This is a genomic window from Bacillus sp. FSL L8-0167, assembly GCF_038630295.1.
GTDB lineage: Bacteria > Bacillota > Bacilli > Bacillales > Bacillaceae > Bacillus > Bacillus safensis.
On sequence record NZ_CP152027.1, the window covers coordinates 1,659,710 to 1,686,011 of the forward strand.

The following is a 26,302-nucleotide window of genomic DNA, read 5'->3' on the forward strand; positions in this document are numbered from 1 at the left end:
AAGGTGATTTTTTATGCTATAATTGAAGATGGTATGAATTCGAAAGTAATATAGTGAGGGATTAGAAATATGGCAAGTTATACGCCCATGATACAGCAATATTTAAAGATCAAGGCAGATTATCAAGATGCCTTTTTATTTTTTCGCCTAGGCGATTTTTATGAGATGTTTTTTGATGATGCAAAGGAAGCCGCGCAAGAACTAGAAATTACGTTAACAAGCAGAGACGGCGGCACAATTCCAATGTGCGGCGTTCCTTATCATTCTGCGTCTGCATACATAGAACAGTTGATTTCAAAAGGCTACAAGGTCGCCATTTGTGAGCAGGTGGAAGACCCTAAAACGGCAAAAGGTGTAGTCAAAAGGGAAGTCGTTCAACTGATTACACCAGGAACCGTCATGGATGGTAAAGGTTTAAGTGAAAACGAGAACAACTTTATTGCGTCTGTTACCAGCTTTCAAAATGGGTACGGTCTTGCGCTGTCAGATTTATCAACAGGTGAAAACATGGCGGCATTCATCGATCGATTAGATGAAGTCGTATCAGAAATTTATTCTGTTGGTGCAAAAGAAATTGTGGTGTCAAAGCAGCTGGATGAGGAAACAATCAAAACCCTTAAAGAACGCTGCCAAGCGACCATTTCATACGAAGATAGTGATGAATTATTAGATGAAGCTGAACAGCTCATTTCCCATCTTGATGAAAAGTTAAAAACAGCATTTTTAACACTATATGCCTATTTAAGAAGGACGCAAAAAAGAAGCTTGGACCATCTTCAGAAAGTTCAAGTATTTGAGCTTGAACAAACGATGAAAATCGATCTTTACTCAAAACGAAACCTTGAATTAACAGAAACGATTCGTTCAAAAAGCAAAAAAGGCTCTTTATTATGGCTGTTAGATGAAACAAAAACAGCGATGGGCGGCAGACTGCTCAAACAATGGATCGACCGGCCGCTCATTCGCCTTTCGCAAATTAACGAGCGTCAGGAAATGGTGCAGATTCTGATGGATCATTTCTTTGAGCGAGAGGATCTGCGCGAACGATTAAAGCAAGTATATGATCTTGAGCGTTTAGCGGGCCGCGTGGCATTTGGCAACGTGAATGCCCGTGATCTCATCCAGCTCAAAGAATCCTTAAAACAAGTACCGGATATTAAACAACTCGTTCATTCATTACCAGAGGAAATGGCGAAATCAAGAGCGAATGAGATTGATCCTTGTGGTGACCTCCTTGATTTATTAGAAGATGCACTTCATGAAAATCCGCCGATGACGATAAAAGAAGGCAATTTGATTAAAGATGGGTACAATGCAAAATTAGATGAATACCGTGATGCCAGCCGAAACGGAAAGGACTGGATTGCACGGCTTGAACAGCAGGAAAGAGAATATACCGGTATTCGCTCCTTAAAAGTCGGGTTTAATAAAGTGTTTGGTTATTATATCGAAGTGACACGCGCAAATACACATCTGCTGGAGGAGGGGCGTTACGAAAGAAAACAAACGCTTGCCAATGCAGAGCGGTATATCACACCTGAATTAAAAGAAAAAGAAGCACTGATTCTTGAAGCAGAATCAAATATTAACGAATTGGAATATGAACTATTTACAGCTCTTAGGGAGCAAGTAAAAGGCTATATTCCTAGATTACAGCTGCTTGCAAAACAAATGAGCGAGCTTGATGCGCTTCAATGCTTTGCGACTGTCAGTGAAAAGCGCCGTTATATCCGGCCGGAATTCTCAGAGGATGACGTGGATGTCAAAGATGGCCGTCACCCTGTCGTTGAAAAAGTGCTGGATCACCAGGAATATGTACCGAATGACTGCTATATGGGAAAAGGCAGACAAACCTTACTCATCACTGGACCGAATATGTCAGGGAAAAGTACGTATATGAGACAAATGGCGCTCATCTCGATTCTTGCGCAGATTGGCTGCTTCGTACCTGCGTCAAAGGCGACGCTTCCAATCTTCGATCAAATCTTTACACGTATTGGTGCAGCAGATGATTTGATTTCTGGTCAAAGTACTTTTATGGTAGAGATGCTCGAAGCAAAAAATGCGATGGTGCACGCTACGAAAAACAGCTTGATTTTATTTGATGAAATTGGACGCGGGACAAGCACTTATGATGGAATGGCTCTTGCGCAGGCGATCATTGAATTTGTTCATGATCATATTGGGGCCAAAACCCTATTTTCTACACATTACCATGAGCTCACTGTCCTTGAATCCCAATTAAGCGAGCTGAAAAATGTTCATGTGCGAGCTGAAGAGCATGAAGGCACGGTCGTTTTCTTACATCAAATCAAAGAAGGTGCAGCTGATAAAAGCTATGGTATTCATGTAGCGCAGCTTGCGGAATTGCCTGATGCCATCATTAATAGAGCCCAGACTATTTTAACGGAGCTTGAGAGCGGATCACATGACGTGACCCCAACCGTATCTGCAGCACCAAAAGCAGAAAAGGCTGAAGAAAAACAGCAGCTATCTTTCTTTGAAGTAGAAGAAAAACCGCAGCCCAAAGCTGCCCTAAAACAGAAGGATCAAGCGGTCATCGACGAATTAAAGTCATTCAACCTAATGGATATGACGCCGCTTGACGCCATGACAAAGCTATATGAATTGCAAAAGAAATTATAATGTAAGGTGAGGTGAGCAGAAATGGCAAAAATTATTCAGTTATCCGATGACCTATCCAATAAAATTGCTGCAGGTGAAGTGGTTGAGCGTCCGGCTTCTGTTGTAAAGGAGCTTGTGGAAAATGCGATCGATGCAAAAAGTACAGTCATTGAAATCGATGTAGAAGAAGCAGGTCTTTCTTCTATCAGGATTATTGATAATGGTGTTGGAATCGATGCTGAAGATTGTAAGCTCGCCTTCCAGCGCCATGCAACGAGTAAAATCAAAGATGAAAATGATCTGTTTCGTGTTAGAACGCTCGGATTCAGAGGAGAGGCGCTGCCAAGTATTGCATCCGTCTCTCATCTAGAAATGAAAACAAGTACTGGCGAAGGAGCTGGGACACACTTAGCTTTGCAAGGCGGGAAGATTATTTCAGAGAAAAAAACCTCTGGCCGCCGCGGCACCGAGATTGTGGTCACCAATTTATTTTACAATACGCCAGCCCGCCTAAAATACATGAAAACCGTTCATACGGAACTTGGCAATATATCGGATGTGGTCAATCGAATTGCACTAGCTCATCCCGAAGTATCGATCCGTTTGCGTCATCAAGGGAAAGTTCTGCTACAGACAAATGGAAACGGAGATGTGCGTCATGTACTTGCGGCCATTTACGGGACAGCTGTGGCTAAAAAAATGCTGCCGCTTCACGTACAATCACTTGATTTTGAAGTGAAAGGATATATTTCCTTACCAGAAGTGACGAGGGCATCACGGAATTATATGTCTTCTGTTGTAAACGGCCGATATGTCAAACATTTTCCGCTCGTGAAAGCCATCCATGAAGGGTATCACACGCTGCTTCCGATTGGCCGCCATCCAATTACATTTATTGAGATGAAGATGGATCCCATTCTAGTGGACGTGAACGTTCATCCATCGAAGCTAGAAGTGCGGCTAAGTAAAGAACAGGAACTTCATGAGCTGATTAAACAAGGAATTAAGGAAGTATTTCAAAAGCAGCAGCTCATTCCAAGTGCTTCAGCACCAAAAAAAGCACCAATGCCAGCTGTGAAAAATGAGCAGCAATCCTTAACCTTCGATGCGAAACAAAGGAAATCAAGCCCAGCGGAAACACCGCTAACTTATCAGCCGGAGCCGCTCGAATCGATCGTATACGAGACAAGTCATACCGATGCATACGGAATGCCTAAACAAGAGAAGACAGAAGCATCATCACCAGTATGTTATGAAGAAGCCTCATCTGAGCGTGTTCATTTAGAGGAATCCGCCGCTTCACTTGAATATGAAGAGACGGTACTGCACGAAGAAGTGACAGAAACAATTCCTGAAAATGAGCGCGTCCCTGTGATGTATCCAATTGGACAAATGCACGGCACATATATTTTGGCTCAAAATGAACGAGGTCTTTATATCATCGACCAGCATGCGGCTCAAGAGCGAATCAAGTATGAGTATTATCGTGAGAAGGTGGGAGAGATCAAGCAGGAAGTGCAAGAAATGCTCGTCCCCTTAACATTTCACTACTCTAAAAACGATATGCTGATCATTGAAGAGCATAAGGATATTCTAGCGAAAGTGGGGGTCTTCTTAGAGCCCTTTGGTTCAGGTAGCTACATCGTTCGGTCGCATCCGCAGTGGTTTCCAAAAGGTGAAGAGGCTGAACTGATCGAAGAGATTATAGAGCAAGTGCTTAATGAAAAACGTGTTGATATCAAGAAACTGAGAGAAGAAGCGGCGATTATGATGAGCTGTAAAGGCTCAATCAAAGCAAATCGTCATTTGCGTCATGATGAAATCAAAGCCTTATTAGATGAACTTCGACAAACGAAGGACCCATTCACCTGTCCGCACGGCCGGCCGATCATCATTCATCACTCCACTTATGAAATGGAGAAGATGTTTAAACGGGTGATGTGATATAAAAAAAGCGCTCTAATCAGAGCGCTTTTTTATTTAGCATCCGCAAGGATCTGGCGGTGTGACCACAACTGGTCGTGTATTAATATCAATCGTATCTTCTGCATAAAATGTGGAACCGATGCTGATGGCTCGATTTTCTGCACGGAACGTATATGTACCTGCAGCAGGAAGTACTTTATGTGAAAGCTTTAATGTATATTTGGAAATTCCAAGTAAATCCAATCTGAGCGGGATACGAACGGTTTGTCCGTTGTTCAAAATGTAGCTGTCTTTTAATGCTTTACCGTTCATAATGTCTTTAGTTGTTGCTTGGAAACCCTTTGGCAGAGTGAACTCAACCGCACCAAGACTTAGAACAGAATTTGGGCTGTACGTCAGCTCAATGTCAGAAAAAGACCATTCCTGCTTACTTGCTCCTGTAATTTTTGCGTAAAGTGCAGCTGGTTTTGCATTGGTTGTTGCTTTGCCGGCTTCCTCAGCAGATGCAGAAAGCGGTACTGACAGTGCCATAACCAATGTGAGCATCCCCATCATAAGAATCGTCCACGTTTTTTTCATTTTTTCCTTCCCCCTTGTTGAATATAGGTAAATAATAGATGACAACACCCATTATTTACCTATAATGTTACCATATTACCATATGGTATTAAATGGGATATTATACCCTTATTTTGTCATCCTTTAGTAATGGCGGGGAAAAAGCGCATTTGGTTGATTCATTCCGTAATAATGGCCTGGCATTTGCTGGTTTGTTGGCATCATCATATGCATATCTTGATAACCATATGGATGATGTGGCATCATCCCGTATCCACCATAATGGCCTAGATGATGATGGTCCTTCATTGGAACATGCTTTGAAAAGGTATCATGCTGATTTGGAAACGGTGAATAAACTGAATGATGATGTGGATGGTGCGCGTTATACACATCTTTTTTGCCGCTATGATAATGGTTTGGCATATTCATATGATCATGCATGTTTGGCGCGACCATATGCTCATGATTGGCTGTATACACATTTTCAAATGTGTGATAGGGATTTTCTTGGTGATAATGATTCATTTGGCTGTTCATATCGTTCATGTATATCTCATCCTTTATGTCAGGTTGCCATATCCTATGAGACAGATCTGCTTCATGAGCCTATCCATATAAAAGAAAAAAACCGGCCTTTCAGCCGGGAAAAGGAAAAGCAGGTAAAGCGTCAAGCCTTAAATTGTGTAGCTGTGTCTTCTTCTGCGACGCTTTTTACATCTGCTGCAGACACTTTTAGGAAAATAACAGGGATCGTAGCTTCGAGAGGTATCCCAAAAATCGCTCTCAAACCATTTATCTTTTTTATGACAAAACTTTTTTTCTTTACATGGATCCTCATGGCAATGATCGTCATGCTTTTTATGGCAGTGTGAGTGGGAATGTTTGCACTTGCATTTGCACATTGTCATCCCTCCTAAATGTGACTCAATGCTAGTATATGCAAGAAAGAGTCATGAGGACTGGATGCTCTTGCTTCTTTTATAAAAAAAGGCCTTTTTCTGAAAAAACTCAAATAAAAAGAATTGACTAGTGCTAAATTAACATGATAAAATATAAATTTTTATCCTCTGATGAAATGTGTTATAATGATATTGTGAATACTTTCGGAGGTGGCGGATTTGTTTCAAATAGGTGATAAAATTGTTTATCCAATGCATGGAGCCGGTGTGATTGAAGGAATGGAAGAAAAAGAGATTTTAGGTAAGACGCAGGAATATTTCCTGATTCAAATGCCGAATATGCAGATGATGGTCCCAAAAGGCAGAATCAATCAACTAGGTATACGTCCGGTAGCAGATCAAGCAACGCTGAAAGTTGTGATGAACAATTTTGCAGAAGAAACAAACGACGACACGCTTACTTGGAAGCAAAGATATGATGAAAATCTGAAAAAGCTAAAAACAGGTGCGATCGAAGATGGTGCAGACGTTGTCAAAGATCTAATGAGACGAAATCAGAAGAAAGCATTAAATTCAAGTGAAAAGAAGATGCTTGAAGATGCAAGAGGTATGTTAGTGAGTGAGATTTCACTTGCACAGGGACTGACGCAAGATGAAGTGATGACAGCTTTAGAGAATGAATTAAGAATGTAATGATGATATACAGAGACTAGCTGTAAACTGAAGGGGGCACTCCTTTTGTTTACAGCTTTTTTGTTTGAAGAAAAGAGTAATATTGCCATTTTTGTAGGCGGTTTTAACTAAAATTGAAATGAGGTCATACGATTTAGTTTTTACGTTCACAACAAAAATTTAAAGACCTCTGAAATACCTAGATAACATTAAAAACAGGTAACTTCTCCTGATTCATTCAAATGAGCCGGACAACCTTTGAATTTTCTAAGCCATTGATAGTAAAATATTGCGGTAAGATGACACCTAAGAGAAAAAAGGAGCGGTGAAATGAAAAGGTTACTAATATGTGGATTCATCTTTCTTATTCTGTGTACTCTTTTAATGGTGAAATGCAGCCATTCTGTTCAAGAAAAAAAAGAGCAAAAGCAGCATCATCAAGAGGTAGAAAAGTATCAAAAAGAGCGAAAACAAGGCGATCAATATGAAAACTTTAAACAGCTCATGCGATATGAAAGAGACGGTTATGAGATAGAATTTCACGAAAAGGGCGGAAGTGATTTACTCGTATTTTCTCCTCATGGAGGTGACATTGAACCAGGAACAAGTGAAATTGTAGAAGCCTTTCAAGAAAGCTACTCTACGTATTTGTTCGAAGGTACAAAGCAAGACAATAACCGGGACCTGCATATCACGAGTACCAATTTTGATGAACCCATTTTGGTTCAAATGATTAAAACGTATCCTTTTTCAATTTCCATCCACGGCTATAAAAGTGATAAAAGACACACGCTCGTTGGCGGCACAAATGAAAAAATGCAAAGAGCAGTTGTACGAGAACTAAAAGATCGGGGATTTTCCGCAGAAATGGTACAAAAAGGAGAACGGCTTTCTGGTACAGACCCTAAAAATATAAATAATCGAAATGCGAGTGGTGAAAGCGTGCAGCTCGAAATTAGTACAGCGCAAAGAGAAGCTTTTTTTGACAATTTTGATACGAGAAAGGGAAAGAAAAAAGCATTCAGACGCTATACTAATGCGTTAAAAGAAGTGCTCAGAGAATTCGACCCTTCTTCGTAAAAAAATTTTGATGGGCAAAAGTACTCTATTTAAACTTGGTAAAAAAGATAGGAATATGCGATTTGAACATAAAATATGTAATAACTTACAATTTGCCTTAAAAACATAAATTATGTAAAATAATAGTTATCAGTTTGATATGATAGAATGGGGCTGAAGTGGATGGCACACAAAATACCATCTTCCGAAGTAGGTGTAAAGATCAATCAATGGTACACGCATATTTGCAAATTTGAAGTTGAACAGGCAAACGGCATGAAGCGCCTTGTTGAAGAAGAAATTCATGATATGGAAGAGGATCAAGATTTACTCCTATACTATTCTCTAATGGATTTTCGCCATCAAATGATGCTTCAGCACTTAGCGCCAGTCCATGCAGGGAGTGAAACGCTTCAAGCAGTGTCCTTTCCTAAAGAAATTGACGATGCAGAAGATGAGATGACAGGCTTACTCGGCTATTATTTTCATTTTTTTCATGGAATGTATGCGTTTATCCAGCGCCGCTATATCGAGGCCATTTCATATTACAAGCATGCTGAACATCAACTGATTTTAGTGACAGATGAGATTGAAAAAGCAGAATTTTACTATAAAATCGCAGAAGTATACTATCATATGAAACAAACCTATTTCTCCATGCACTACGCTAAAAAGGCAAGAGACATCTACAAGAAACATCAGCTTTATGGAAAAAGAAGTATTCAATGTGATTTTGTCATGGCAGGTAATTGGATTGATGTTAATCAGTATCAAAAAGCGCTTCCTTATTTAGAAAAAGCTTTAAAGGTCTGTGAAGCGATGGAACAAAAAGAATGCACATCTTACTTTAAAGCAATGGCTCTTAATAACTTAGGCACTTGCCATTATAGTATGGGAACGTACCATACAGCGACTGTCTTTTTTGAACAAGCCATCTCACTTTATCAGAAAGATCAAGCATCCACGATGATCAAATCATTGTTTTCACTTGCCCTTACTTGTTTTAAACTCGGAGATATTCAGCGGGCGGGCGAGGCCATATCTACAGGAATGAAAGAGGCTTGTGTATTGGAAGATGAAATTTATCAGTTGAAATTCCAATTTTTGCAGGCGCTCTATATAGAGAAAGACGGCTGTGAGCAATTGAGGTCGGCCCTTTTTGGTCTGAGAAATAAAAAAATGTTTGCTGATTTAGAGGAATTAGCACTTGATGCGGCTAATTATTATAAGGAACGCGACATGTACAAGGAATCCTCCACTTTTTTTGAGATTGTGATCGAAGCGCGTACGCACATTCAAAAAGGAGATGAGATGTATGAGAACGAAGCATAACATGTCAGCTGCTCAAGTAGATGAAAGACTTCACACTTAAAAATGAGACAAACAACACCCTTTACGCAAAACGTAAAGGGCTTTTTTCTTTATTCTTTGATTGCTTTTTCTGCGTCAATTGCACCTGCTCCATAAATCATCGGGTCATCCCCAGACCACTTGCCAGTATTTTCTTTTAACAGGGTTTTGACTTCATCTGGCGTTAAATCTGGTGAATGCTCTAACAGTAGAGCGCAAATACCAGCACAAATCGGTGTTGCCATCGATGTGCCAGATAACGTTGTATAATCCTCATCGACTCTGCTTGATTTATCGAGTTTATCCAGAAAGGATCTTGGTGATCTGAGAGAAACGATGTTTACGCCTGGTGCGAGGATATCAGGCTTTGCTTCCCCATAAACAGTTGGCCCTCTGCTTGAAAACGGTGCCACGACATCGTCACTTGATTCTGGTGTATTCCTGTCATCGTAGGCTCCGACCGTAATGACTTTTTGGCTGACAGCAGGGCTTGCAATTGTCTGGCTGTTAGGACCAGAGTTTCCTGCAGCGACGCATACAACAATGCCTTGATCCCAAGCCGCATTGACAGCACGCACCATTGGATCGTCCTGTTCGTCATCATAACGCTGGGCAGCGCCGCCTAGCGACATACTGATAATATGAATCGGATCATCAGGGTGGTCTTCGTTGAACTGTATGCACCATTCAACACCTTCTATAATAGTAGAAAGTGATCCAGCCCCTTGTTTATTTAACACTTTCACGCCAATCAGATTTGCTTTTGGGGCAGGTCCTTTGTATAAGCCGTCTGAAGCGGCTCCATCTCCCGCGACATCTCCCGCGCAGTGAGTACCGTGGCCATTATCATCATAAGGCTTTGTTTTTTGTTTGACGAAATCCACAAAATCTCGAATTCTTCCATCTAAATCTTCATGCGGATAAATTCCTGTGTCAATGACAGCGACCGTAATTCCTTCTCCGGTTAAAGTTGTCCTGTTTCGGATGACTTCTTCAGCATGGCTTGCTTGTGTGGCTACATCCAGCAGCGCATGAACTTTCCGGTCTAAATAAATTTTACGAATATGCTCCCCATTTGCTAATAGCTCCTCTAAAGCAGCAGGCGTTAGATCAGCAGCGCAGCAGTCGATATGGGAAAAATGCCGTTTTATATTTGTTTTTCTGCTTTTTTTCATGAGCTGTTTTGTGCTTTGAATCCCTGCTTCGGCTGCACCTTCCTTAAATTCAATAATCACACGAAGCTTCTTTTTCTTCTTCAGCCTGCCTTCGAAAAAACGATGAAGAAAGCATGGCGTCCATTTAAAAGGTTTATAAAGGTGAAGAACGGTCTCTCTTAAAGGCTGATCTAGTTTACTAGCATGTGTTCTGACCATTTGCACCATAGAAAATCCAAACATGTGATGCCCTCCATTCCAGCTATCCATTCTCGTACACTCTTACGTTATGAGAATGAGAACTGCTTGGTTCGGATTCTTGTCCCTCCTTTTCTTTATATTGGCGGCTTGCTTATGTCTTTCAAAAAAGAAAAGCGCTTACATTTTGTAAAATAATAGAAAAAGGTGGAAATCATATAGAATCTGCCGATGATAGGTGGGAGAGTTCTTCTGAGAGAACCAGTGAAACAAAGGATTTTGCAGAAAAAGGAGGGCTGTGGACAGGGTCAATGCTCATATAAATGTGATGCGTGACAGATGGAAAACATCAAATCCTTATCAAAAAAAGCCGAATTAAAGAAAACAGACTGGATAGGACTAGGTCATATTAAACATAACGTCATTTGTTTGTCATACTATTCTAACTCTGTTTTCAAAGAGGAGAGGCGTTTCTGTGTATATAAATGCAATTATCTTATTTTTGAGGAATCTCATGATCTAGAGTGTTATGATCAAACGTGAAGAGAAAATGTGGAAAAAATGATAAGAAATGATGATTCAATATAAATCATAGAAACGGCTTAGAAATCTGTTAAAGGAGAACGGGAATGAAGAAGTTTTTTGCTTTGCTTCTCCTGCTTGCGATCGGATGGGGCGTTTATTATACCATGCAAGCACAGGAACATGATGAGCCAGTGTCATCAGGTGGGGAAGACGAAAGCGGTTCAAATGATATTTATCGAAATTTTAAAGAACTTGAAGAAAACGAATCAACGAGCAGCTATAACATTACAGCCAACCCAGTGCCCGGCAGCCGCCTTCTTGTGATGTCACCTCATGGCGGGAGGATCGAAGGCGGCGTGAGCGAGATCGTCCATTTTTTTGACAACGATTTTTCGACGTATTTATTTGAAGGTCTAAGAGAGAATGCATCAGAACTTCATATTACAAGTACAAACTTTGATGAGCCAATCGGCGTCGCGCAGGCAAAAGCACATGATTACATTTTAGCAGTGCATGGATACAAAGGCGAGGAAGGAATTGACCATACTCTCGTCGGCGGAACAGATTACGACCGTGCAGAGAAAATTGTCAACTCATTAGAGCGGAACGGATTTTCTGCTGAACTAGCTGTCGCACACGCAACCCTGAGCGGGACAAGCAATCATAATATTAATAATCTTACAAAAACAGGGCAGAGTGTGCAGCTTGAGATTAGTAGAAGTCAGCGTGAAGCTTTATTTGACAGTTTCGATTTTCGGAGGCGGTCAAGTACAAAAAACGAGACATTCTATCGTTATGTCAGGGCGATTCGGACAGTGCTGGATGAAGAATATACATAATGGCTGTGCACATGCTAAGACAAGCAGGGGAATTCTTGTTACACTATGAACAGTGATAACAAAAGGAGAGACGGATATGGCGCGTCATCATTTTCATCTTCAGGCAAGCTGGCCTGGTCTGCGTAACGATGTGGGTACAATCGCATGTGAACAATTAAAAACAAAGATTTCGATTCCAAAGGAAATGGACGGTCCTGGTGTTGGAACCAATCCAGATGAGATGCTTTTAGGTGCAGCGGCTACGTGTTATATCATTACACTTGCAGCCATGATGGAGCGGAGTCAATTAGAGAAAGAGAATCTATCGATGAGCTCTGAAGCCGTCGTAGATGTGACAAATGGTGTGTTTACTTATGAGGAAATCATTCATCGACCTGTCATCACACTTAAAGAGTCCGCTTCTGCACATGAAATTGAGCTTGCCCGTAAGCTTGCGCATAAAGCCGAAAGCTCATGTATGATCTCAAGAGCTGTTCAGGGGAATGTGAACATTTCTTTAGAAGAAACCATTCAAGTCGGCCGTTAAAAACAAAAAAGTCATTTTCTCTTGAAATATGGAGAAAATGACTTTTTTTATGACGTCCATTCGGTTTGATCGAGTTGTGCTTTGGTTTCGTTCTGTTGCTTCTTGGATTGATTTAAGACAATCACGCCGCAGATGACAAGTGCAAGGCCGATGAAGCCTTTCGTGCTGATGGTTTCGTTAAACAGCACAAGTCCTACAAGAGCGGTAAGGGCTGTTCCAACGCCAGACCAGGTTGCATAGGCAGACGAAAGCTCAATGGTTTTTAGTGCCAAACTGAGGAAAGTAAAGGCGCAGCCAAATCCGATCAGTACCCCAATACTCGGCAGCAGCTGCGTAAAGCCTTGAGAAAGCTTCAGCATTGTACTGCCAAAAACCTCCGTTAAAATGGCTCCTGTTAAGTAGAGCATTCCTTTCATGATCTCTCACATCCTTTATGACATATTCAATAGTACGACCCCTGAGACAAGCATCGCCATGCCAATGACTGCTTTTTTGTTCAAGGTTTCTTTGAAAAAGAGCACGCCCAAAATAGCCGTGAGGACCGTACCAACCCCAGACCATGTTGCGTAAGACATGCTTAGCGGAATGATATTGAGCGTCAATGACAGCATATAAAAAGCAAGTGTATAGCCAGCCACAACGGCAGCGCTAGGCTTCCAGCGCGTAAAGCCATTTGATAATTTTAACATCACGGCGCCAATGGCTTCTGAAAAAATGGCAACAGCCAAAAAAAGATATCCGAGGATCATGATCATCCCTCCTCTAATAGGTGTAAAATCCGATGAAGTAAAAGGGTTTTTTCCTCTCTTTTCAGCGGTTCAAGCTGAAACATTTCTGAAAACCATATCCCATCACATGCAAGGCGGATCAGCTGACTCAGTGTAGGATCGCTTATTTCCTCAGCTGCTTTTTCTTTGAACTCCGCATAAAAATCACGCCAAGGTTGCAGCAGCGCATCATCAAATGACATCGTAGCCAGCATACTTGTACATAGCTGGGTCGTATGCTGCATATCTAAATCATGTAATGTGGCCAATATATATGCGCGTACATAAGGCGCTTTTTCGTGTTTGTATGTTTCTTGATACGTCTCGAGCTGCTGACGAAAACAAAGAATCGCATGCTCATTCATTTTTTGGATGAGCTCTTCCTTGCTTGAAAAATGATAAAGCAGACCAGCTTTGGTCATATTTGCATGCTCTGCCACCTGCTGAAGGGTGAGCTGGCTGACTCCTTCTTTTAGAATTGTGCTGGCAGCCGCGTCAAAAATTTGCTCTTTTTTGGTTTTAGACATAAAAAAAACACCTACTTTACTGAACAGTCGGTAAAGTAAATGTTAACCCATGAAAAAAGAGTGTGTCAATCGATTCATTTTATGAACGGATGTTTTCACTTAAACGTCATATTTAATACCAAGGGTATGGTCCATATGGCGGGAATGGCGGATAAGGATATCCAAATCCTGGAGCAAGCAAAGATCCAGCAAGCAGACCGCCAGCAAAACCACCTAAAAATGGAGGTCCAAAGAATCCAGGTCTTCCAAAGCCAAAGCCTGGGCGGCCAAATCCAAAACCGGGTCTCCCAAATCCAAAACCAGGTCGGCCAAACCCAAATCCAAAAGGTCTTCTCATGTCTTCTTGAATAAACGGAGGTGCGTCAAAATAATTCATAATAAAAGGCTCCTTTCTCATAAAATCACTGTAACTGACATCAGTGTATTCCAGTTGCCTACATATGTTTGGATGAACGCCTAATATAAGGAGGAATGTTAGAAATGGGCCTGTATCCATCTGATTGGGCAAAGTGTCCGCCGCATGCTCATGCATATAAAGCACGTACGGATGTAACAGAGGGGCATTATCATTTAATAGAAGGTATTTCTCAGCCTGTGAATGGAAGCAATACCGACCGGCATACTCATTTTTATCGCGGAATCACTTCCTTTGAAAGAGGGCATTTCCACAGGTACTACGGGGTCACAGGGCCTGCAATTCCGAGAGTGGATGGAACACATTATCACGAGATCGAGGAAGTCACCTATTCAGCCTATCTCGATTCTGTACCCATCCCATATGGAGGTGTCGTCTATAGTCCAGATGAGAAGCGGCCAACCCATAAGCATCGTTTAAAAGGAAAAACATATGAAGTGGTTGGAAATGAACCGCTTGGCTGGTGATGGGCAGGATATAGGAGAGTAAGAAAAGTTATGCTATACTGTAGGCAGTTTTGTAAAAGTGAGTGATGTTATGAATAAAGCGAAGCAGCCAGTAATCGTGTTAGTAGGGCCGACAGCTGTCGGCAAAACCAAATTGAGCATTGATATAGCCAAAGCATTTAATGGAGAGATTATCAGCGGGGATTCGATGCAGATTTATAAAGGGATGGATATCGGAACAGCTAAAATCACCCCCGAAGAAATGAATGGCATCCCGCACCATTTAATTGATATTAAACAGCCGGACGAATCTTTTTCGACAGCTGAATTTCAGCAGCTGGTTCGTTCGAAGATCAAAGAGATTGCCGCTAGAGGGAAAACGCCAATGATTGTCGGCGGAACAGGCCTCTATATCCAATCTGTTTTATATGATTACACATTTACGGATGAGAAAAGTGATCCTGCTTTTAGAGAAGAAATGACGCTCTTTGAACAGCAGCACGGCGCGCTTTTGCTGCACGAAAAGCTAAAGGCAGTAGATCCTGATGCGGCAAACGCTATTCATCCAAATAACGTCCGCCGCGTGATCCGGGCGCTGGAAGTGATTCATACAACAGGTCAGAAAATGTCGGAGATGCAAAACGGGCATCAAGAAGTTCCTCTTTATGATACAGCCTTCATTGGGCTGAAAATGGATCGAGAGGTTTTGTACGAGCGCATTCATCAAAGAATTGATATGATGATAGATGAGGGCTTAATTGAAGAAGTGAGAGCACTTTATCAATCTGGCTTGAAGGATTGTCAGTCTGTTCAAGCCATTGGTTATAAAGAGCTGTATGCCTATTTTCAAGGTGACTGCTCACTTGATGAAGCCATCCAGCAATTAAAGCAAAATTCCCGTAGATATGCGAAGCGTCAGTTCACGTGGTTCCGTAATAAAATGGCGGTCACTTGGTTTGATATGACACCGCCTTGCCACTTTTCAGACAAAAAAGAGGAAATTTTCGCATATATAGCAGGAAAGCTTGGACTTAAAGCGAAACTGTAGTTATCAGAATCAAGGAGGACGAAACATGAAACCGATTAATATTCAGGAGCAGTTTTTGAATCAGATCCGCAAAGACAATACATTTGTCACAGTATTCTTGCTGAATGGCTTTCAGCTTCGCGGTCAAGTGAAAGGGTTTGACAATTTCACGGTGCTGCTTGAAACAGAAGGGAAGCAGCAGCTTATTTATAAACACGCCATTTCTACATTTGCACCTCAAAAGAATGTAAATCTAGAATTAGAATAGGATATGTTGTATTTAAAATAGCCCCATGCCTCTGCGAATAAACCGGCCGGAACCCGCTACGTTTTTTGTCAGTGCAGAGGGGCTATTTTGTATGCAATGAAACTTTTCTGCCAATTTTCCGTATAATTCCTTATTGGATATTAGAAGGGTGAGGGGATTCATATGGAAAATGCAGAGCTTGAATTAAGAAGGATTAGAGTGATCCTCCTTTTGATTGGAATTGTTGTCTTGTTTGGATCGTGCGCTATCTCAAACATTGAAACGAGACAAGAAAGTTGGAATAACCATTCTCATGAAAATGCAGATGGCGTTTTACCATCATCTGCTGCACTAAAAAATAATCATTTTGCTGTTGTGAAAGATGATCAAGTACATGTGTACCGGTTTGATGAAAAAGAAGGAGAGCTGACTCTCGTTACAACGAAATACATAGATGAATGGGACGACGAAGAATATGATGATGACCTTAATGAAGAAGAGTAAGCACGTAAATTTACAAATGAATGTGAAGCCGCTACACTATAATCATGCATCAGACATCTAGACAGAAAAGGATGAGTTCATGACACATAAAATTAAAATTAATCATTGGGAACAAACTTGTGAAGACGATTCCTGTTTCGAATATGGAACGAGTGTTTCTGTAAATGGGAAAGAATTAGTGAGAGAAGCTTCAATCGTTTCTGCGCTTGAAGCGGTGCTAAAAGAATTAGGTGTTGAAGTGGAAATTACAGAAGTGTCAGAAGATTTACAGTGCGATGCCTACAAAAAATAAAACAAAAAGTCTAGTCTACTAAGCGATTTTTTTTCGTGTTATGATAGATTTCGGTTTCAGTTGAATAGGGAGTAGAGCAGTCTATTTTTAGATCCTGTTCTGCTCTATTTATTTGAACGTACGAGTTCGGCTATGAAGGTTCGGCCGGGTTGGTTGATTTTTTTCGTTTCGAACATCTATATGTTGTGTTTTGAAAAAACATAGTATACTATATATAGTGAATAGCGAAATGATCAACAATACTAAAAACTAGGTCGTGATGGAATTGATTCAAATCGTATTTGATTCAAAAACAGGAAATGTTCAACGCTTTTTGGACAAGACCCCTTTTACAGACAAACGAAAATTGACTGGAGAAGAGTTTTTGGATACGCCGTTTATTCTCGTCACCTTTACGACAGGATTTGGACAAGTCCCTAGTACCACTCAGTCCTTTTTAGAGAAAAATGCTCACCTTTTACTAGGTGTTGCGGTGAGTGGCAACAAAGTGTGGGGAGATAATTTTGCAAAAAGCGCCGATACGATTTCTAAACAATATCAAGTTCCTATTTTGCACACCTTTGAACTAAGCGGAACAAAAAGGGATGTTGAATTGTTTACACAGGAGGTAGAAAGAATTGTCACAAAATCAGGTTCCAAAGTGGATACAATTAAATAACGAGATTATGATTCAAAAAGAAGGAAAGTTTCAGTTCGATAAGGACAAAGAAGCTGTACATAGTTATTTCGTAGATTACATTAATCAAAACACGGTCTTTTTTCACAATCTAGAAGAGAAGATTGATTACTTAATAGAAAACGACTACTATGAGGAAGAATTTTTAAGACAATACAGCATGGCAGATATTAAAGAAGTCTTTGAAGCTGCATATGCCAAAAAATTTAGATTCCCATCATTTATGAGTGCGTTTAAGTTTTACAATGACTATGCACTGAAAACAAATGATAAAAAGAAAATCCTTGAACGTTATGAAGACCGCATTTCAGTTGTAGCACTTTTCTTTGCAGGTGGGGATAAAGAAAAAGCACTTGAGTTTGTAGAACTGATGATCAATCAAGAGTACCAGCCAAGTACACCAACCTTCTTGAACGCTGGACGTAAAAGACGCGGTGAACTTGTGAGCTGCTTCTTGCTTGAAGTAAATGACTCACTAAACGATATTTCAAGAGCGATTGATATTTCCATGCAGCTGTCAAAACTAGGCGGCGGCGTCAGTTTGAACCTGTCAAAACTTCGTGCAAAAGGCGAAGCAATCAAAGATGTCGAAAACGCGACAAAAGGTGTCGTCGGCGTGATGAAGCTTCTTGATAATGCATTCAGATATGCAGATCAAATGGGGCAAAGACAAGGATCAGGCAGTGCTTACCTGAATATTTTCCACAGAGATATCAATGATTTCTTAGATACGAAAAAAATCTCTGCCGATGAAGATGTTCGCGTGAAAACTCTGTCCATCGGAGTCGTCATCCCGGATAAATTTATCGAGCTTGCTAGAGAAGATAAAACAGCTTATACCTTCTATCCGCATACAGTCTATAAAGAATATGGACAGCATCTTGATGAGATGGACATGGAAGAAATGTATGACGAGCTTGTAGAAAACCCGAAAGTCAAAAAAGAAAAAGTCAATCCGAGGAAGCTTCTTGAAAAATTGGCTGTTCTACGCTCAGAATCAGGCTATCCATATATCATGTTCCAAGATAATGTAAACAGAGAGCATGCCTTGAACCATATTTCACGAGTGAAATTCTCAAACCTTTGCTCAGAAGTGCTTCAGGCTTCAGAGGTTTCTTCTTACACGGACTATGATCAAGAAGATGAAATCGGTCTTGATATTTCTTGTAACCTTGGTTCGTTAAATATCATGAATGTCATGAAAAACAAATCGATTGAAAAAACGGTTAAGCTTGCAACAGACTCACTAACGCTTGTGTCTGAAACAACAGACATTCGCAATGCACCAGCTGTTCGAAAAGCGAACAAAGCGATGAAGTCAATCGGACTTGGTGCGATGAACCTTCACGGGTATTTAGCTCAAAACCAAATTGCCTATGAAAGTGAAGAAGCAAGAGATTTCGCAAATACATTCTTTATGATGGTGAACTATTATTCAATTAAACGCTCAAGTGAGCTTGCGAAAGAAAAAGGAGAAACATTCCATCGTTATGAAGGCTCTGGCTATGCAACTGGTGAGTACTTCAATAAATACGTGGAGAATGATTTCACACCAAAAACAGAAAAAGCAGCAGCGCTATTTGAAGGCATGCACATTCCAACAAAAGAAGACTGGGCAGCACTTAAAGAATTTGTAGCGGAACATGGCATGTATCACAGCTATCGTTTATGTATTGCACCAACAGGTTCCATTTCTTATGTTCAATCGGCAACAGCCTCTGTGATGCCAATTATGGAACGTATCGAAGAAAGAACATACGGCAACAGCAAAACCTATTACCCAATGCCAGGTCTTTCAGCACAAAACTGGTTCTTCTATAAAGAAGCGTACGATATGGACATGTTTAAAGTGGTCGATATGATCGCAACGATTCAGCAGCACGTCGATCAAGGAATCAGCTTTACACTATTCTTAAAAGATACGATGACAACGCGTGATTTAAACCGCATCGATCTTTATGCACACCATAAAGGCATTAAGACACTTTATTATGCAAGAACGAAGGATACAGGGCAGGAAGGCTGTCTTTCTTGTGTTGTTTGATTAAAGGAGAGTTTAACGTGACAAAAATTTATGATGCAGCCAACTGGTCAAAACACGAAGACGATTTTACACAAATGTTTTACAACCAAAATGTGAAGCAGTTCTGGCTTCCAGAAGAGATTTCCTTAAACGGAGATCTCTTAACATGGAAATATTTAGGTGAAAAAGAGCGAGATACGTACATGAAGGTACTTGCTGGACTGACTTTACTTGATACAGAACAAGGAAATACAGGGATGCCGATTGTTGCTGAACATGTGGACGGCCATCAGCGTAAAGCTGTACTAAACTTTATGGCAATGATGGAAAATGCGGTGCATGCGAAATCATACTCCAATATCTTCATGACACTTGCACCAACTGAAACGATCAGTGAAGTGTTTGAATGGGTCAAGAAGAATAAATTCCTGCAAAAGAAAGCAGATATGATTGTCAGTTTATACCGTTCGATTCAAAAGGACGATCCTATTTCTCTCTTTAAAGCAATGGTTGCTTCTGTTTATTTAGAAAGTTTCCTATTTTATAGTGGTTTTTACTACCCGCTTTATTTCTATGGACAAGGAAAGCTCATGCAAAGTGGTGAAATCATCAACTTAATTTTGCGTGATGAAGCGATTCATGGTGTGTATGTTGGATTATTAGCACAAGAAATTTACAACAAACAAACACCTGACGTGCAAAAAGAGCTGTATGATTTCTCTATTGACCTTTTAAACGAGCTTTATGAAAATGAACTTCATTACACAGAAGATATTTATGACCAAGTTAATTTATCGCATGATGTGAAAAAGTTTATTCGTTACAATGCCAATAAAGCGTTAATGAACCTTGGATTTGCCCCTTACTTTGAAGAAGAAGAGATCAATCCTATTGTATTGAATGGACTCAATACAAAAACAAAGTCGCATGACTTCTTCTCAATGAAAGGGAACGGCTACAAAAAAGCAACAGTTGAGCCGTTAAAAGATGACGACTTCTTCTTTGGAGATGAATCATAAGAAAAGCGTAAAAGTCAAAACGCATCACTCGTTTTGGCTTTTTGCCATTTCTAACAATGTGTTACATACTGGAGGTTACCGAACATGGGAAAAATGGACGAAATCATTTTAGTTGCACCACGCGCACGCGTGTTTCAAAACGAAACACTTGCGTTTAATGGTGTGAACAGTGAAGAGAAAACAATCAGCACAATAATGAAAGAAATCGAAGAGCACTTCGAGCAAATGCGAAGAGGCGATGCAGAAGAAAATCCTGACTTCAAGCAGCCGATTCCTTATGTTGTGATTAAGCGTGAGGACGAAGTGTATGTATACGAAAGACTTCAAGGCGGGGGAGAGACTCGCTTACATCATAAGTTATCTCTTGGTTTTGGGGGGCATATGAATTTCATCGAAGGAAAAAACTTTGCTGAGATTCTAAAAGAAAATACAGATCGTGAGCTGGACGAAGAACTTTCTATTCAAGAAGAAGACAAACTTGAAATGAAAACCCTTGGATTAATCAATGACGATGACAACAGTGTCGGCCGTGTGCACATCGGAATGTTATCAGCGCTTGAGCTATCTCCGGGTGCTCATGTGGAAGTAAAAGAAACAGATCAAATCTCAGGAAAATGGATGAAAGCAGCCGATTTGAAAAAGCCTGAATACTTCGACCGTCTTGAAACATGGTCTCAATTTGTTGTCAACATCCTAGCGTAAATGAATAAACAACAAACCGGCTCAGCAGAAGACTTGAGCCGGTTTGTTTCGTTACAACAGCTTCAGCTTATTGGAAAACGAATGCGTCGTGACCGGCCTGCTTCAATCTTGCGACGAGATCATCTGCATTTTGTTTTGTACGGAAAGCGCCGGCCTGTACTCGGAACATGCCGCCGTCTAATACAACAAACGCGTCAAAGCCTTTGGATTTAAGTGTTGCTGCTAATTCATCTGCATTGGCTTTCACTTTGAAAGCTCCTGCCTGCACTTTATAAAGATTACTTGCTTTTTTTTTCAATTGAAAGGCTTCTTCTAGACCAGTCGCATGAGCGCGAGCGATGCCTTGAAGGAAGGTTGCGTTGCGGAGCTTATTAGCATCAGCTGCCGTATCAATGAAACCATTCTCTGTTAAAATAGCGGGCATAGAAGTTTCTCGAAGAACGTGGAAGTTCGCAGTTTTCTTGCCGCGGTTCGCAAAATCAACCGAGCGGACAATTTCATCATGAAGGGCATTGCGATACGTGGTGGTCGGTGCTGAAACGCCAGGATACACATAGCTTTCAAACCCTGTGCCCCCGCCAGCATTAATATGAATAGACACGAAATAGTCTGCCCCCCAGCTGTTTGCCGCATTCGTACGCTGGGACAAAGTGACGGATTGGTCAGTTGAACGACTTAAGCGGACAGAAACCCCATCATATTCACTAATCAAAATGTCTCTCAATAAAAGCGCGATTTGAAGTGTTATATTTTTCTCCAAAAGTCCATTAGCACTAGCTCCAGAATCTGTTCCTCCGTGGCCAGGATCAATAAAAATTTTCACCATCTATTCATCACCTCGTCTTTATTTTATGAGAAAATAGAAGAATTGCCTGTACAAAATGCGGAAATCATTGAGACTCTTTTCTGCATCATTTGTGATCAAAAAGCTACATTTTTCTAAGAAAAAGCAAATTGTTGGTTTGTCCGCCCAAACGGGGTGAATACAATGGAAATAGCACATCATTTCCTGGGAAACCGCAGAAACCCCTACAATATTCGGTATCTCGGGTCATTTTGACAGCAAACTTGGGCTTAAGCGGGCGATTGTCACGATTACAGCTCCACCCGAATAGAATAAAGAGAGAAGAGCGAGAGGTGAATACGTTGGAGCGAGCTGTCACATATAAAAACAACGGCCAAATCAATATTATACTTAACGGACAAAAGCAAGTATTGGTTGATGCAGACTCAGAGGCAGAATACCTGGAAGCCTTGCAGAAAAATGAGGCAAAACACAGCATCTTACGGGAAATAGAGCGTGAAATGAACAGCCTTGTCGGTATGGATGAAATGAAACGAAACATAAAAGAGATTTATGCTTGGATTTTTGTTAATCAAAAACGGCAGGAACAAGGGTTAAAGGTAGGAAAACAAGCGCTTCATATGATGTTCAAAGGAAATCCTGGCACAGGGAAAACCACAGTTGCAAGACTTGTCGGGAAGCTTTTCTTTGAAATGAATGTGCTCTCAAAGGGTCACTTAATTGAAGCAGAACGCGGTGATCTTGTTGGAGAGTATATTGGTCATACAGCGCAAAAAACAAGGGATTTAATTAAAAAATCACTAGGTGGTATTTTGTTCATTGACGAAGCCTATTCTCTTGCACGCGGAGGAGAAAAGGATTTTGGAAAAGAAGCGATTGATACCCTTGTAAAACATATGGAGGACAAACAGCACGAATTCATTCTCATTCTTGCTGGCTACTCCAAGGAAATGGATCATTTTCTTTCTTTAAACCCCGGCCTGCAATCAAGATTTCCAATCAACATCAGCTTTCCTGATTATACAGTCGATCAGCTCATGGATATTGCAAAACGAATGATGGCAGACAGAGAATATGTATTTACACAAGAAGCCGAATGGAAGCTGCGGGATTATTTAATGCACATTAAAAGTACCACAAGCCCGGCAAAATTCAGCAACGGCCGGTTTGTGCGAAACACCATTGAAAAAGCCATACGAACCCAGGCGATGAGACTGCTTCTTGTGGATCATTATGATAAAAAAGATCTGCTGACCATTAAAAGTCACGATCTTCAAATGAAAGAGGATACGCCTTCTTGAAATGGCGTATCCTTTTTATAAAGAGTCACTAAAATAAACCATCCGAATAGTGGTATACGTGTGATGTGTTTGGTATGATGGTACTACTGAAAACTTAAGTACAGAAAGGAAACAACTGACGTTGAATGAACATGAAATGACTGAAAAAGCGATCCTTGTCGGCTGTCAATTGCCGCATGTAACGGATGAACGCTTCCAATACTCAATGGAAGAATTAGCTTCCTTAACCAAAACAGCTGGCGGTGAAGCTGTCAGCGTGATGACGCAGAAGAGAAATAGACAAGACAGCGCAACGTATATCGGTAAAGGGAAAGTAGAAGAACTTGAGGTGCTTTGCGAGGAGCTCGAATGTGATGTCATTATTTTTAACGACGAGCTTTCTCCAAGCCAGCTAAAAGCTTTGGCGACTGCTTTAGATGTGAAAATTATTGATCGTACGCAATTGATTTTAGATATCTTTGCAAAAAGAGCCCGTACAAGAGAGGGGAAGCTGCAAATAGAGCTTGCCCAGCTTCAGTATGCCCTGCCGAGACTAAGTGGACAAGGGATCAGCCTCTCAAGACAAGGGGGCGGAATTGGCGCAAGAGGTCCGGGTGAAACAAAACTTGAAACAGACAGACGCCATATTCGAAACCGCATTCACGAAATTAACGGGCAGTTATCTGCAGTCAAAGAACACCGAACAAGATACCGGGAACGCCGGAAGAAAAATGGTGTGTTCCAAATTGCCATCGTCGGGTATACGAATGCCGGAAAATCAACTTTGTTTAACCAGTTAACAGAAGCGGATAGTCATGAAGAGGATCTGCTGTTTGCGACACTTGATCCAATGACACGTAAGATGACATTAGAATCCGGCTACAGTGTGCTGATTTCAGATACAGTTGGCTTTATCCAAGACCTTCCGACCACACTGATTGCCGCATTTCGTTCCACCCTTGAAGAAGTGAAGGAAGCCGATTATTTGCTTCATGTCATCGACTCTTCTAATGAGGATTATGAAGGGCACGAACGAACGGTTCATGAGCTTTTAGAAGAATTAGAAGCCGACCGTATTCCGATGCTGACTGTTTACAACAAGGAAGATCAAATCAGACCAGATTTCATCCCATCTTCAAAGCATCGCCACATCTTAATCAGTGCTAAGCGCAAAGAAGATGTAAAAAGGTTAAAAGCGGATATTATGGCCGAGCTGAAAAAAGCCTTTTTAAAGCCATATCATGTAAAGATTCCAGCGTATGAAGGGAAGCTCATCTCCGCATTAAAATCAGAAACGCTTGTGGAATCACTAGAATTTCAAAAAGAAGCAGAGATATATGACATCATCGGATATAGTGGTGAGGATCAGACCATTTTAGGTCAAATCAAGAAGTATATGTTGGAAAGGAATTAAATCAAGATGTTTCACACATTAAAACACGGCAGTATTTTAGAACAAGCAGCAGCAGAAACAGAACAAGAGATTTTACACGTGCATCAGCAAATTGATCAAAAGAGCGAACAAAATGAGTGGCGGGTGCTTGAAAGCTATCGAAAGCACAAAGTCAGTGACTCTCACTTTAATCCGACGACTGGATATGGCTACGATGATATGGGGAGAGACACATTAGAAAAGATTTATGCGGATGTCTTCGGCGGAGAAAGCGGGCTTGTGCGTCCGCAAATTATTTCCGGTACACACGCAATTTCCATTGCCTTATTTGGTGTGCTGAGACCTGGCGATGAATTGATCTATATGACGGGAAAACCATACGATACGCTAGAAGAAATTGTCGGGATTCGCGGGAAAGAAGGGACAGGCTCATTAAAAGACTTCCAGATTGACTACAAAGCCATTGATTTACGACAAGATGGATCCGTCGATTATGAGAAAGTAAAAGAGTCGATTTCCTCTAAAACAAAAGTCATCGGCATTCAGCGTTCGAAAGGCTATGCGTCAAGACCATCCTTTACTATAGAAGAAATTGAGCAAATGATTTCATTTGTGAAAGAGATGAATGAAGAAATCATTGTGTTTGTAGATAACTGTTATGGTGAATTTACTGAATTAAAAGAGCCGTGTCATGTCGGAGCTGACCTCATGGCCGGTTCACTCATTAAAAACCCAGGCGGAGGCCTTGCCAAAACAGGCGGCTACATCGTTGGAAAAGAAAAATGGGTAGAAGCTTGCTCTTATCGAATGACTTCTCCAGGCATCGGCAGTGAAGCGGGTGCATCGCTGTATGCGCTCCAGGAAATGTATCAAGGCTTTTTCTTGGCGCCGCATGTTGTGGCTCAAAGCTTAAAAGGCGCAGTATTTACGGCTCGTTTTCTTGAGAAGCTCGGATTCCAAACAAACCCAGCGTGGAATGCGAAAAGAACGGATTTGATTCAATCAGTTGAATTTGGAGATCCTAAAAAAATGATTGCGTTCTGTCAGGCAATCCAGTATGCCTCTCCGATTAACAGTCACGTCACACCACATGCAAGCTATATGCCGGGCTACGAGGATGATGTCATTATGGCAGCGGGCACATTTGTACAAGGAGCCAGTATCGAATTATCAGCCGATGGTCCGATCAGACCGCCTTATACTGCCTATGTTCAAGGCGGACTCACGTATGCCCATGTGAAAAATGCGATTTGCAGTGCTGTCGATGCCTTATTGGAACAAGGTTTTATTGAAGTACCTGCTCAATAAAAAAATCCATGTTAATATTCCTAACATCTTGTTGACACATAATATAACATGACATATAATAAATTTAAGCAAAGAGGAGGAGACAGTTGAGATGAGTGATAACATTCGCCGCTCAATGCCTTTATTCCCAATTGGGATTGTCATGCAGCTAACAGAATTATCTGCAAGACAAATTCGCTATTATGAGGAAAATGGTTTAGTATTTCCAGCAAGAAGTGATGGAAACCGCCGATTATTTTCTTTTCATGATGTTGATAAATTACTAGAAATTAAAAACCTCATCGAACAAGGTGTAAACATGGCAGGAATCAAAAAGCTTTTTGCCAAAGCTGAGGCAGAAAATCCATCGTCTGTTACAAAGACGGAGGAAAAAACCACAGCGAAGCACAACTTGACAGATGATGAACTCAGGAAGCTACTGAAGAAGGAACTCATTCAGGCTGGACGTTTCCAACAAGGAACGACCTTTAGGCAGGGGGATATGTCAAGGTTCTTCCGTTAACCAATTAGCAAAAGCATTGCTATACACATTTTACC

The 26,302-nt window shown here is 41.0% G+C and carries 28 protein-coding genes; 20 read left to right on the forward strand and 8 right to left on the reverse strand.

The genetic code is table 11. The annotated features are described in order from the left end of the window. The first annotated feature begins 69 nt into the window (after positions 1–69). A complete protein-coding gene (gene mutS, locus MHB66_RS08385; protein ID WP_046311034.1) occupies positions 70–2,646 on the forward strand; it encodes a DNA mismatch repair protein MutS in 2,577 nt (858 codons plus the stop codon). Positions 2,647–2,667: 21 nt separating this feature from the next. Next, on the forward strand, positions 2,668–4,569 hold the full coding sequence (gene mutL / locus MHB66_RS08390; RefSeq protein ID WP_046311036.1) for a DNA mismatch repair endonuclease MutL: 1,902 nt from the start codon (positions 2,668–2,670) through the stop codon (positions 4,567–4,569). A 36-nt stretch (positions 4,570–4,605) separates the two neighbouring features. Here the strand turns inward: mutL and bslA are convergent, their stop codons facing one another. Then, positions 4,606–5,130, reverse strand: coding sequence for a biofilm surface layer hydrophobin BslA (gene bslA / locus MHB66_RS08395; RefSeq protein ID WP_024424102.1), 525 nt, complete (start codon positions 5,128–5,130; stop codon positions 4,606–4,608). 123 nt (positions 5,131–5,253) lie between these two features. Continuing rightward, positions 5,254–5,658: a hypothetical protein gene (locus tag MHB66_RS08400; RefSeq protein WP_046311039.1), complete on the reverse strand. Its 405-nt coding sequence runs from the start codon at positions 5,656–5,658 to the stop codon at positions 5,254–5,256. Positions 5,659–6,230: 572 nt separating this feature from the next. Between MHB66_RS08400 and MHB66_RS08405 the strand changes: the two genes are divergently transcribed. The 3 genes from MHB66_RS08405 to MHB66_RS08415 all read left to right on the forward strand — a co-directional run bounded on the left by MHB66_RS08405 (position 6,231) and on the right by MHB66_RS08415 (position 9,074). Next, entirely contained in the window at positions 6,231–6,704 is a 474-nt protein-coding gene (locus MHB66_RS08405) for a CarD family transcriptional regulator (RefSeq protein ID WP_024424099.1), read from the forward strand. 309 nt (positions 6,705–7,013) lie between these two features. Next, positions 7,014–7,763, forward strand: a complete 750-nt coding sequence (locus tag MHB66_RS08410; RefSeq protein WP_046311043.1) for a poly-gamma-glutamate hydrolase family protein — start codon at positions 7,014–7,016, stop codon at positions 7,761–7,763. A gap of 162 nt (positions 7,764–7,925) precedes the next feature. Then, the gene (locus MHB66_RS08415) at positions 7,926–9,074 is read left to right on the forward strand and encodes a Rap family tetratricopeptide repeat protein (RefSeq protein WP_034281920.1); all 1,149 of its coding nucleotides are present in this window, start codon (positions 7,926–7,928) and stop codon (positions 9,072–9,074) included. An 89-nt stretch (positions 9,075–9,163) separates the two neighbouring features. Here MHB66_RS08415 and MHB66_RS08420 read toward each other — a convergent pair whose 3' ends face one another. Continuing rightward, entirely contained in the window at positions 9,164–10,489 is a 1,326-nt protein-coding gene (locus MHB66_RS08420) for a S8 family peptidase (RefSeq protein WP_046311045.1), read from the reverse strand. A gap of 584 nt (positions 10,490–11,073) precedes the next feature. Here MHB66_RS08420 and MHB66_RS08425 point away from each other — a divergent pair. After that, positions 11,074–11,808 carry a poly-gamma-glutamate hydrolase family protein gene (locus tag MHB66_RS08425; RefSeq protein WP_024427035.1) on the forward strand — a complete coding sequence of 245 codons (735 nt, stop codon included), beginning with the start codon at positions 11,074–11,076 and terminating at the stop codon, positions 11,806–11,808. 76 nt (positions 11,809–11,884) lie between these two features. Next, positions 11,885–12,334, forward strand: coding sequence for an OsmC family protein (locus MHB66_RS08430; protein ID WP_046311047.1), 450 nt, complete (start codon positions 11,885–11,887; stop codon positions 12,332–12,334). A gap of 47 nt (positions 12,335–12,381) precedes the next feature. On the opposite strand, the gene MHB66_RS08435 is transcribed toward MHB66_RS08430, so the two are convergent. The 4 genes from MHB66_RS08435 to MHB66_RS08450 form a co-directional block, all read right to left on the reverse strand. Next, the gene (locus MHB66_RS08435) at positions 12,382–12,750 is read right to left on the reverse strand and encodes a multidrug efflux SMR transporter (RefSeq protein ID WP_034281925.1); all 369 of its coding nucleotides are present in this window, start codon (positions 12,748–12,750) and stop codon (positions 12,382–12,384) included. A 15-nt stretch (positions 12,751–12,765) separates the two neighbouring features. After that, positions 12,766–13,083 (reverse strand): multidrug efflux SMR transporter, encoded by a 318-nt coding sequence (locus MHB66_RS08440; RefSeq protein WP_046311050.1) that lies wholly within the window; start codon positions 13,081–13,083, stop codon positions 12,766–12,768. Between the two features lie 2 nt (positions 13,084–13,085). Next, positions 13,086–13,628 carry a TetR/AcrR family transcriptional regulator gene (locus tag MHB66_RS08445; protein WP_046311052.1) on the reverse strand — a complete coding sequence of 181 codons (543 nt, stop codon included), beginning with the start codon at positions 13,626–13,628 and terminating at the stop codon, positions 13,086–13,088. A 112-nt stretch (positions 13,629–13,740) separates the two neighbouring features. Further along, positions 13,741–14,004 carry a hypothetical protein gene (locus MHB66_RS08450; RefSeq protein ID WP_025093279.1) on the reverse strand — a complete coding sequence of 88 codons (264 nt, stop codon included), beginning with the start codon at positions 14,002–14,004 and terminating at the stop codon, positions 13,741–13,743. A 104-nt stretch (positions 14,005–14,108) separates the two neighbouring features. Between MHB66_RS08450 and MHB66_RS08455 the strand changes: the two genes are divergently transcribed. From MHB66_RS08455 to MHB66_RS08495, 9 genes are all read left to right on the forward strand, one after another. Continuing rightward, complete coding sequence (locus tag MHB66_RS08455) at positions 14,109–14,510, forward strand: YmaF family protein (protein WP_034281930.1); 402 nt, start codon at positions 14,109–14,111, stop codon at positions 14,508–14,510. Between the two features lie 70 nt (positions 14,511–14,580). Next, positions 14,581–15,537, forward strand: coding sequence for a tRNA (adenosine(37)-N6)-dimethylallyltransferase MiaA (gene miaA / locus MHB66_RS08460; protein ID WP_034281931.1), 957 nt, complete (start codon positions 14,581–14,583; stop codon positions 15,535–15,537). Between the two features lie 25 nt (positions 15,538–15,562). Next, positions 15,563–15,784, forward strand: a complete 222-nt coding sequence (hfq, locus tag MHB66_RS08465) for an RNA chaperone Hfq (protein ID WP_024424088.1) — start codon at positions 15,563–15,565, stop codon at positions 15,782–15,784. 162 nt (positions 15,785–15,946) lie between these two features. Then, complete coding sequence (locus MHB66_RS08470) at positions 15,947–16,267, forward strand: YmzC family protein (protein ID WP_046311054.1); 321 nt, start codon at positions 15,947–15,949, stop codon at positions 16,265–16,267. Positions 16,268–16,346: 79 nt separating this feature from the next. Then, positions 16,347–16,559, forward strand: coding sequence for a hypothetical protein (locus MHB66_RS08475; protein ID WP_003212415.1), 213 nt, complete (start codon positions 16,347–16,349; stop codon positions 16,557–16,559). A gap of 265 nt (positions 16,560–16,824) precedes the next feature. Continuing rightward, positions 16,825–17,217: a class Ib ribonucleoside-diphosphate reductase assembly flavoprotein NrdI gene (nrdI, locus tag MHB66_RS08480; protein ID WP_008360380.1), complete on the forward strand. Its 393-nt coding sequence runs from the start codon at positions 16,825–16,827 to the stop codon at positions 17,215–17,217. Then, entirely contained in the window at positions 17,177–19,279 is a 2,103-nt protein-coding gene (nrdE, locus tag MHB66_RS08485) for a class 1b ribonucleoside-diphosphate reductase subunit alpha (RefSeq protein ID WP_024424086.1), read from the forward strand. Before nrdI ends, nrdE begins: the two co-directional genes overlap by 41 nt. Positions 19,280–19,296: 17 nt before the next feature. Next, positions 19,297–20,277 carry a class 1b ribonucleoside-diphosphate reductase subunit beta gene (nrdF, locus tag MHB66_RS08490; protein WP_024424085.1) on the forward strand — a complete coding sequence of 327 codons (981 nt, stop codon included), beginning with the start codon at positions 19,297–19,299 and terminating at the stop codon, positions 20,275–20,277. Positions 20,278–20,361: 84 nt separating this feature from the next. Then, positions 20,362–20,979: a hypothetical protein gene (locus tag MHB66_RS08495; protein WP_046311057.1), complete on the forward strand. Its 618-nt coding sequence runs from the start codon at positions 20,362–20,364 to the stop codon at positions 20,977–20,979. A 67-nt stretch (positions 20,980–21,046) separates the two neighbouring features. Here MHB66_RS08495 and MHB66_RS08500 read toward each other — a convergent pair whose 3' ends face one another. Then, positions 21,047–21,805, reverse strand: coding sequence for an N-acetylmuramoyl-L-alanine amidase (locus tag MHB66_RS08500; protein ID WP_024427042.1), 759 nt, complete (start codon positions 21,803–21,805; stop codon positions 21,047–21,049). Between the two features lie 320 nt (positions 21,806–22,125). On the opposite strand from MHB66_RS08500, the gene spoVK reads away from it, so the two are divergent. From spoVK to MHB66_RS08520, 4 genes are all read left to right on the forward strand, one after another. Beyond that, entirely contained in the window at positions 22,126–23,085 is a 960-nt protein-coding gene (gene spoVK, locus MHB66_RS08505; protein ID WP_024424083.1) for a stage V sporulation protein K, read from the forward strand. A gap of 121 nt (positions 23,086–23,206) precedes the next feature. Continuing rightward, on the forward strand, positions 23,207–24,478 hold the full coding sequence (gene hflX / locus MHB66_RS08510) for a GTPase HflX (RefSeq protein WP_046311059.1): 1,272 nt from the start codon (positions 23,207–23,209) through the stop codon (positions 24,476–24,478). A 6-nt stretch (positions 24,479–24,484) separates the two neighbouring features. After that, on the forward strand, positions 24,485–25,765 hold the full coding sequence (locus MHB66_RS08515) for an aminotransferase class I/II-fold pyridoxal phosphate-dependent enzyme (RefSeq protein ID WP_046311061.1): 1,281 nt from the start codon (positions 24,485–24,487) through the stop codon (positions 25,763–25,765). Positions 25,766–25,856: 91 nt separating this feature from the next. Further along, positions 25,857–26,267, forward strand: a complete 411-nt coding sequence (locus tag MHB66_RS08520) for a MerR family transcriptional regulator (RefSeq protein ID WP_034281940.1) — start codon at positions 25,857–25,859, stop codon at positions 26,265–26,267. Positions 26,268–26,302 lie beyond the last annotated feature (35 nt).

Bases quoted from the DNA above. Each gene is read 5' to 3' on its own strand.
- mutS (WP_046311034.1), top strand. From the start codon at position 70: ATGGCAAGTTATACGCCCATGATACAGCAATATTTAAAGATCAAGGCA.
- mutL (WP_046311036.1), top strand. From the start codon at position 2,668: ATGGCAAAAATTATTCAGTTATCCGATGACCTATCCAATAAAATTGCT.
- bslA (WP_024424102.1), bottom strand. From the start codon at position 5,130: ATGAAAAAAACGTGGACGATTCTTATGATGGGGATGCTCACATTGGTT.
- MHB66_RS08400 (WP_046311039.1), bottom strand. From the start codon at position 5,658: ATGAACGATATGAACAGCCAAATGAATCATTATCACCAAGAAAATCCC.
- MHB66_RS08410 (WP_046311043.1), top strand. From the start codon at position 7,014: ATGAAAAGGTTACTAATATGTGGATTCATCTTTCTTATTCTGTGTACT.
- MHB66_RS08415 (WP_034281920.1), top strand. From the start codon at position 7,926: ATGGCACACAAAATACCATCTTCCGAAGTAGGTGTAAAGATCAATCAA.
- MHB66_RS08420 (WP_046311045.1), bottom strand. From the start codon at position 10,489: ATGTTTGGATTTTCTATGGTGCAAATGGTCAGAACACATGCTAGTAAA.
- MHB66_RS08425 (WP_024427035.1), top strand. From the start codon at position 11,074: ATGAAGAAGTTTTTTGCTTTGCTTCTCCTGCTTGCGATCGGATGGGGC.
- MHB66_RS08430 (WP_046311047.1), top strand. From the start codon at position 11,885: ATGGCGCGTCATCATTTTCATCTTCAGGCAAGCTGGCCTGGTCTGCGT.
- MHB66_RS08435 (WP_034281925.1), bottom strand. From the start codon at position 12,750: ATGAAAGGAATGCTCTACTTAACAGGAGCCATTTTAACGGAGGTTTTT.
- MHB66_RS08440 (WP_046311050.1), bottom strand. From the start codon at position 13,083: ATGATCCTCGGATATCTTTTTTTGGCTGTTGCCATTTTTTCAGAAGCC.
- MHB66_RS08445 (WP_046311052.1), bottom strand. From the start codon at position 13,628: ATGTCTAAAACCAAAAAAGAGCAAATTTTTGACGCGGCTGCCAGCACA.
- MHB66_RS08450 (WP_025093279.1), bottom strand. From the start codon at position 14,004: ATGAATTATTTTGACGCACCTCCGTTTATTCAAGAAGACATGAGAAGA.
- MHB66_RS08455 (WP_034281930.1), top strand. From the start codon at position 14,109: ATGGGCCTGTATCCATCTGATTGGGCAAAGTGTCCGCCGCATGCTCAT.
- miaA (WP_034281931.1), top strand. From the start codon at position 14,581: ATGAATAAAGCGAAGCAGCCAGTAATCGTGTTAGTAGGGCCGACAGCT.
- hfq (WP_024424088.1), top strand. From the start codon at position 15,563: ATGAAACCGATTAATATTCAGGAGCAGTTTTTGAATCAGATCCGCAAA.
- MHB66_RS08470 (WP_046311054.1), top strand. From the start codon at position 15,947: ATGGAAAATGCAGAGCTTGAATTAAGAAGGATTAGAGTGATCCTCCTT.
- MHB66_RS08475 (WP_003212415.1), top strand. From the start codon at position 16,347: ATGACACATAAAATTAAAATTAATCATTGGGAACAAACTTGTGAAGAC.
- MHB66_RS08495 (WP_046311057.1), top strand. From the start codon at position 20,362: ATGGGAAAAATGGACGAAATCATTTTAGTTGCACCACGCGCACGCGTG.
- MHB66_RS08500 (WP_024427042.1), bottom strand. From the start codon at position 21,805: ATGGTGAAAATTTTTATTGATCCTGGCCACGGAGGAACAGATTCTGGA.
- MHB66_RS08515 (WP_046311061.1), top strand. From the start codon at position 24,485: ATGTTTCACACATTAAAACACGGCAGTATTTTAGAACAAGCAGCAGCA.
- MHB66_RS08520 (WP_034281940.1), top strand. From the start codon at position 25,857: ATGAGTGATAACATTCGCCGCTCAATGCCTTTATTCCCAATTGGGATT.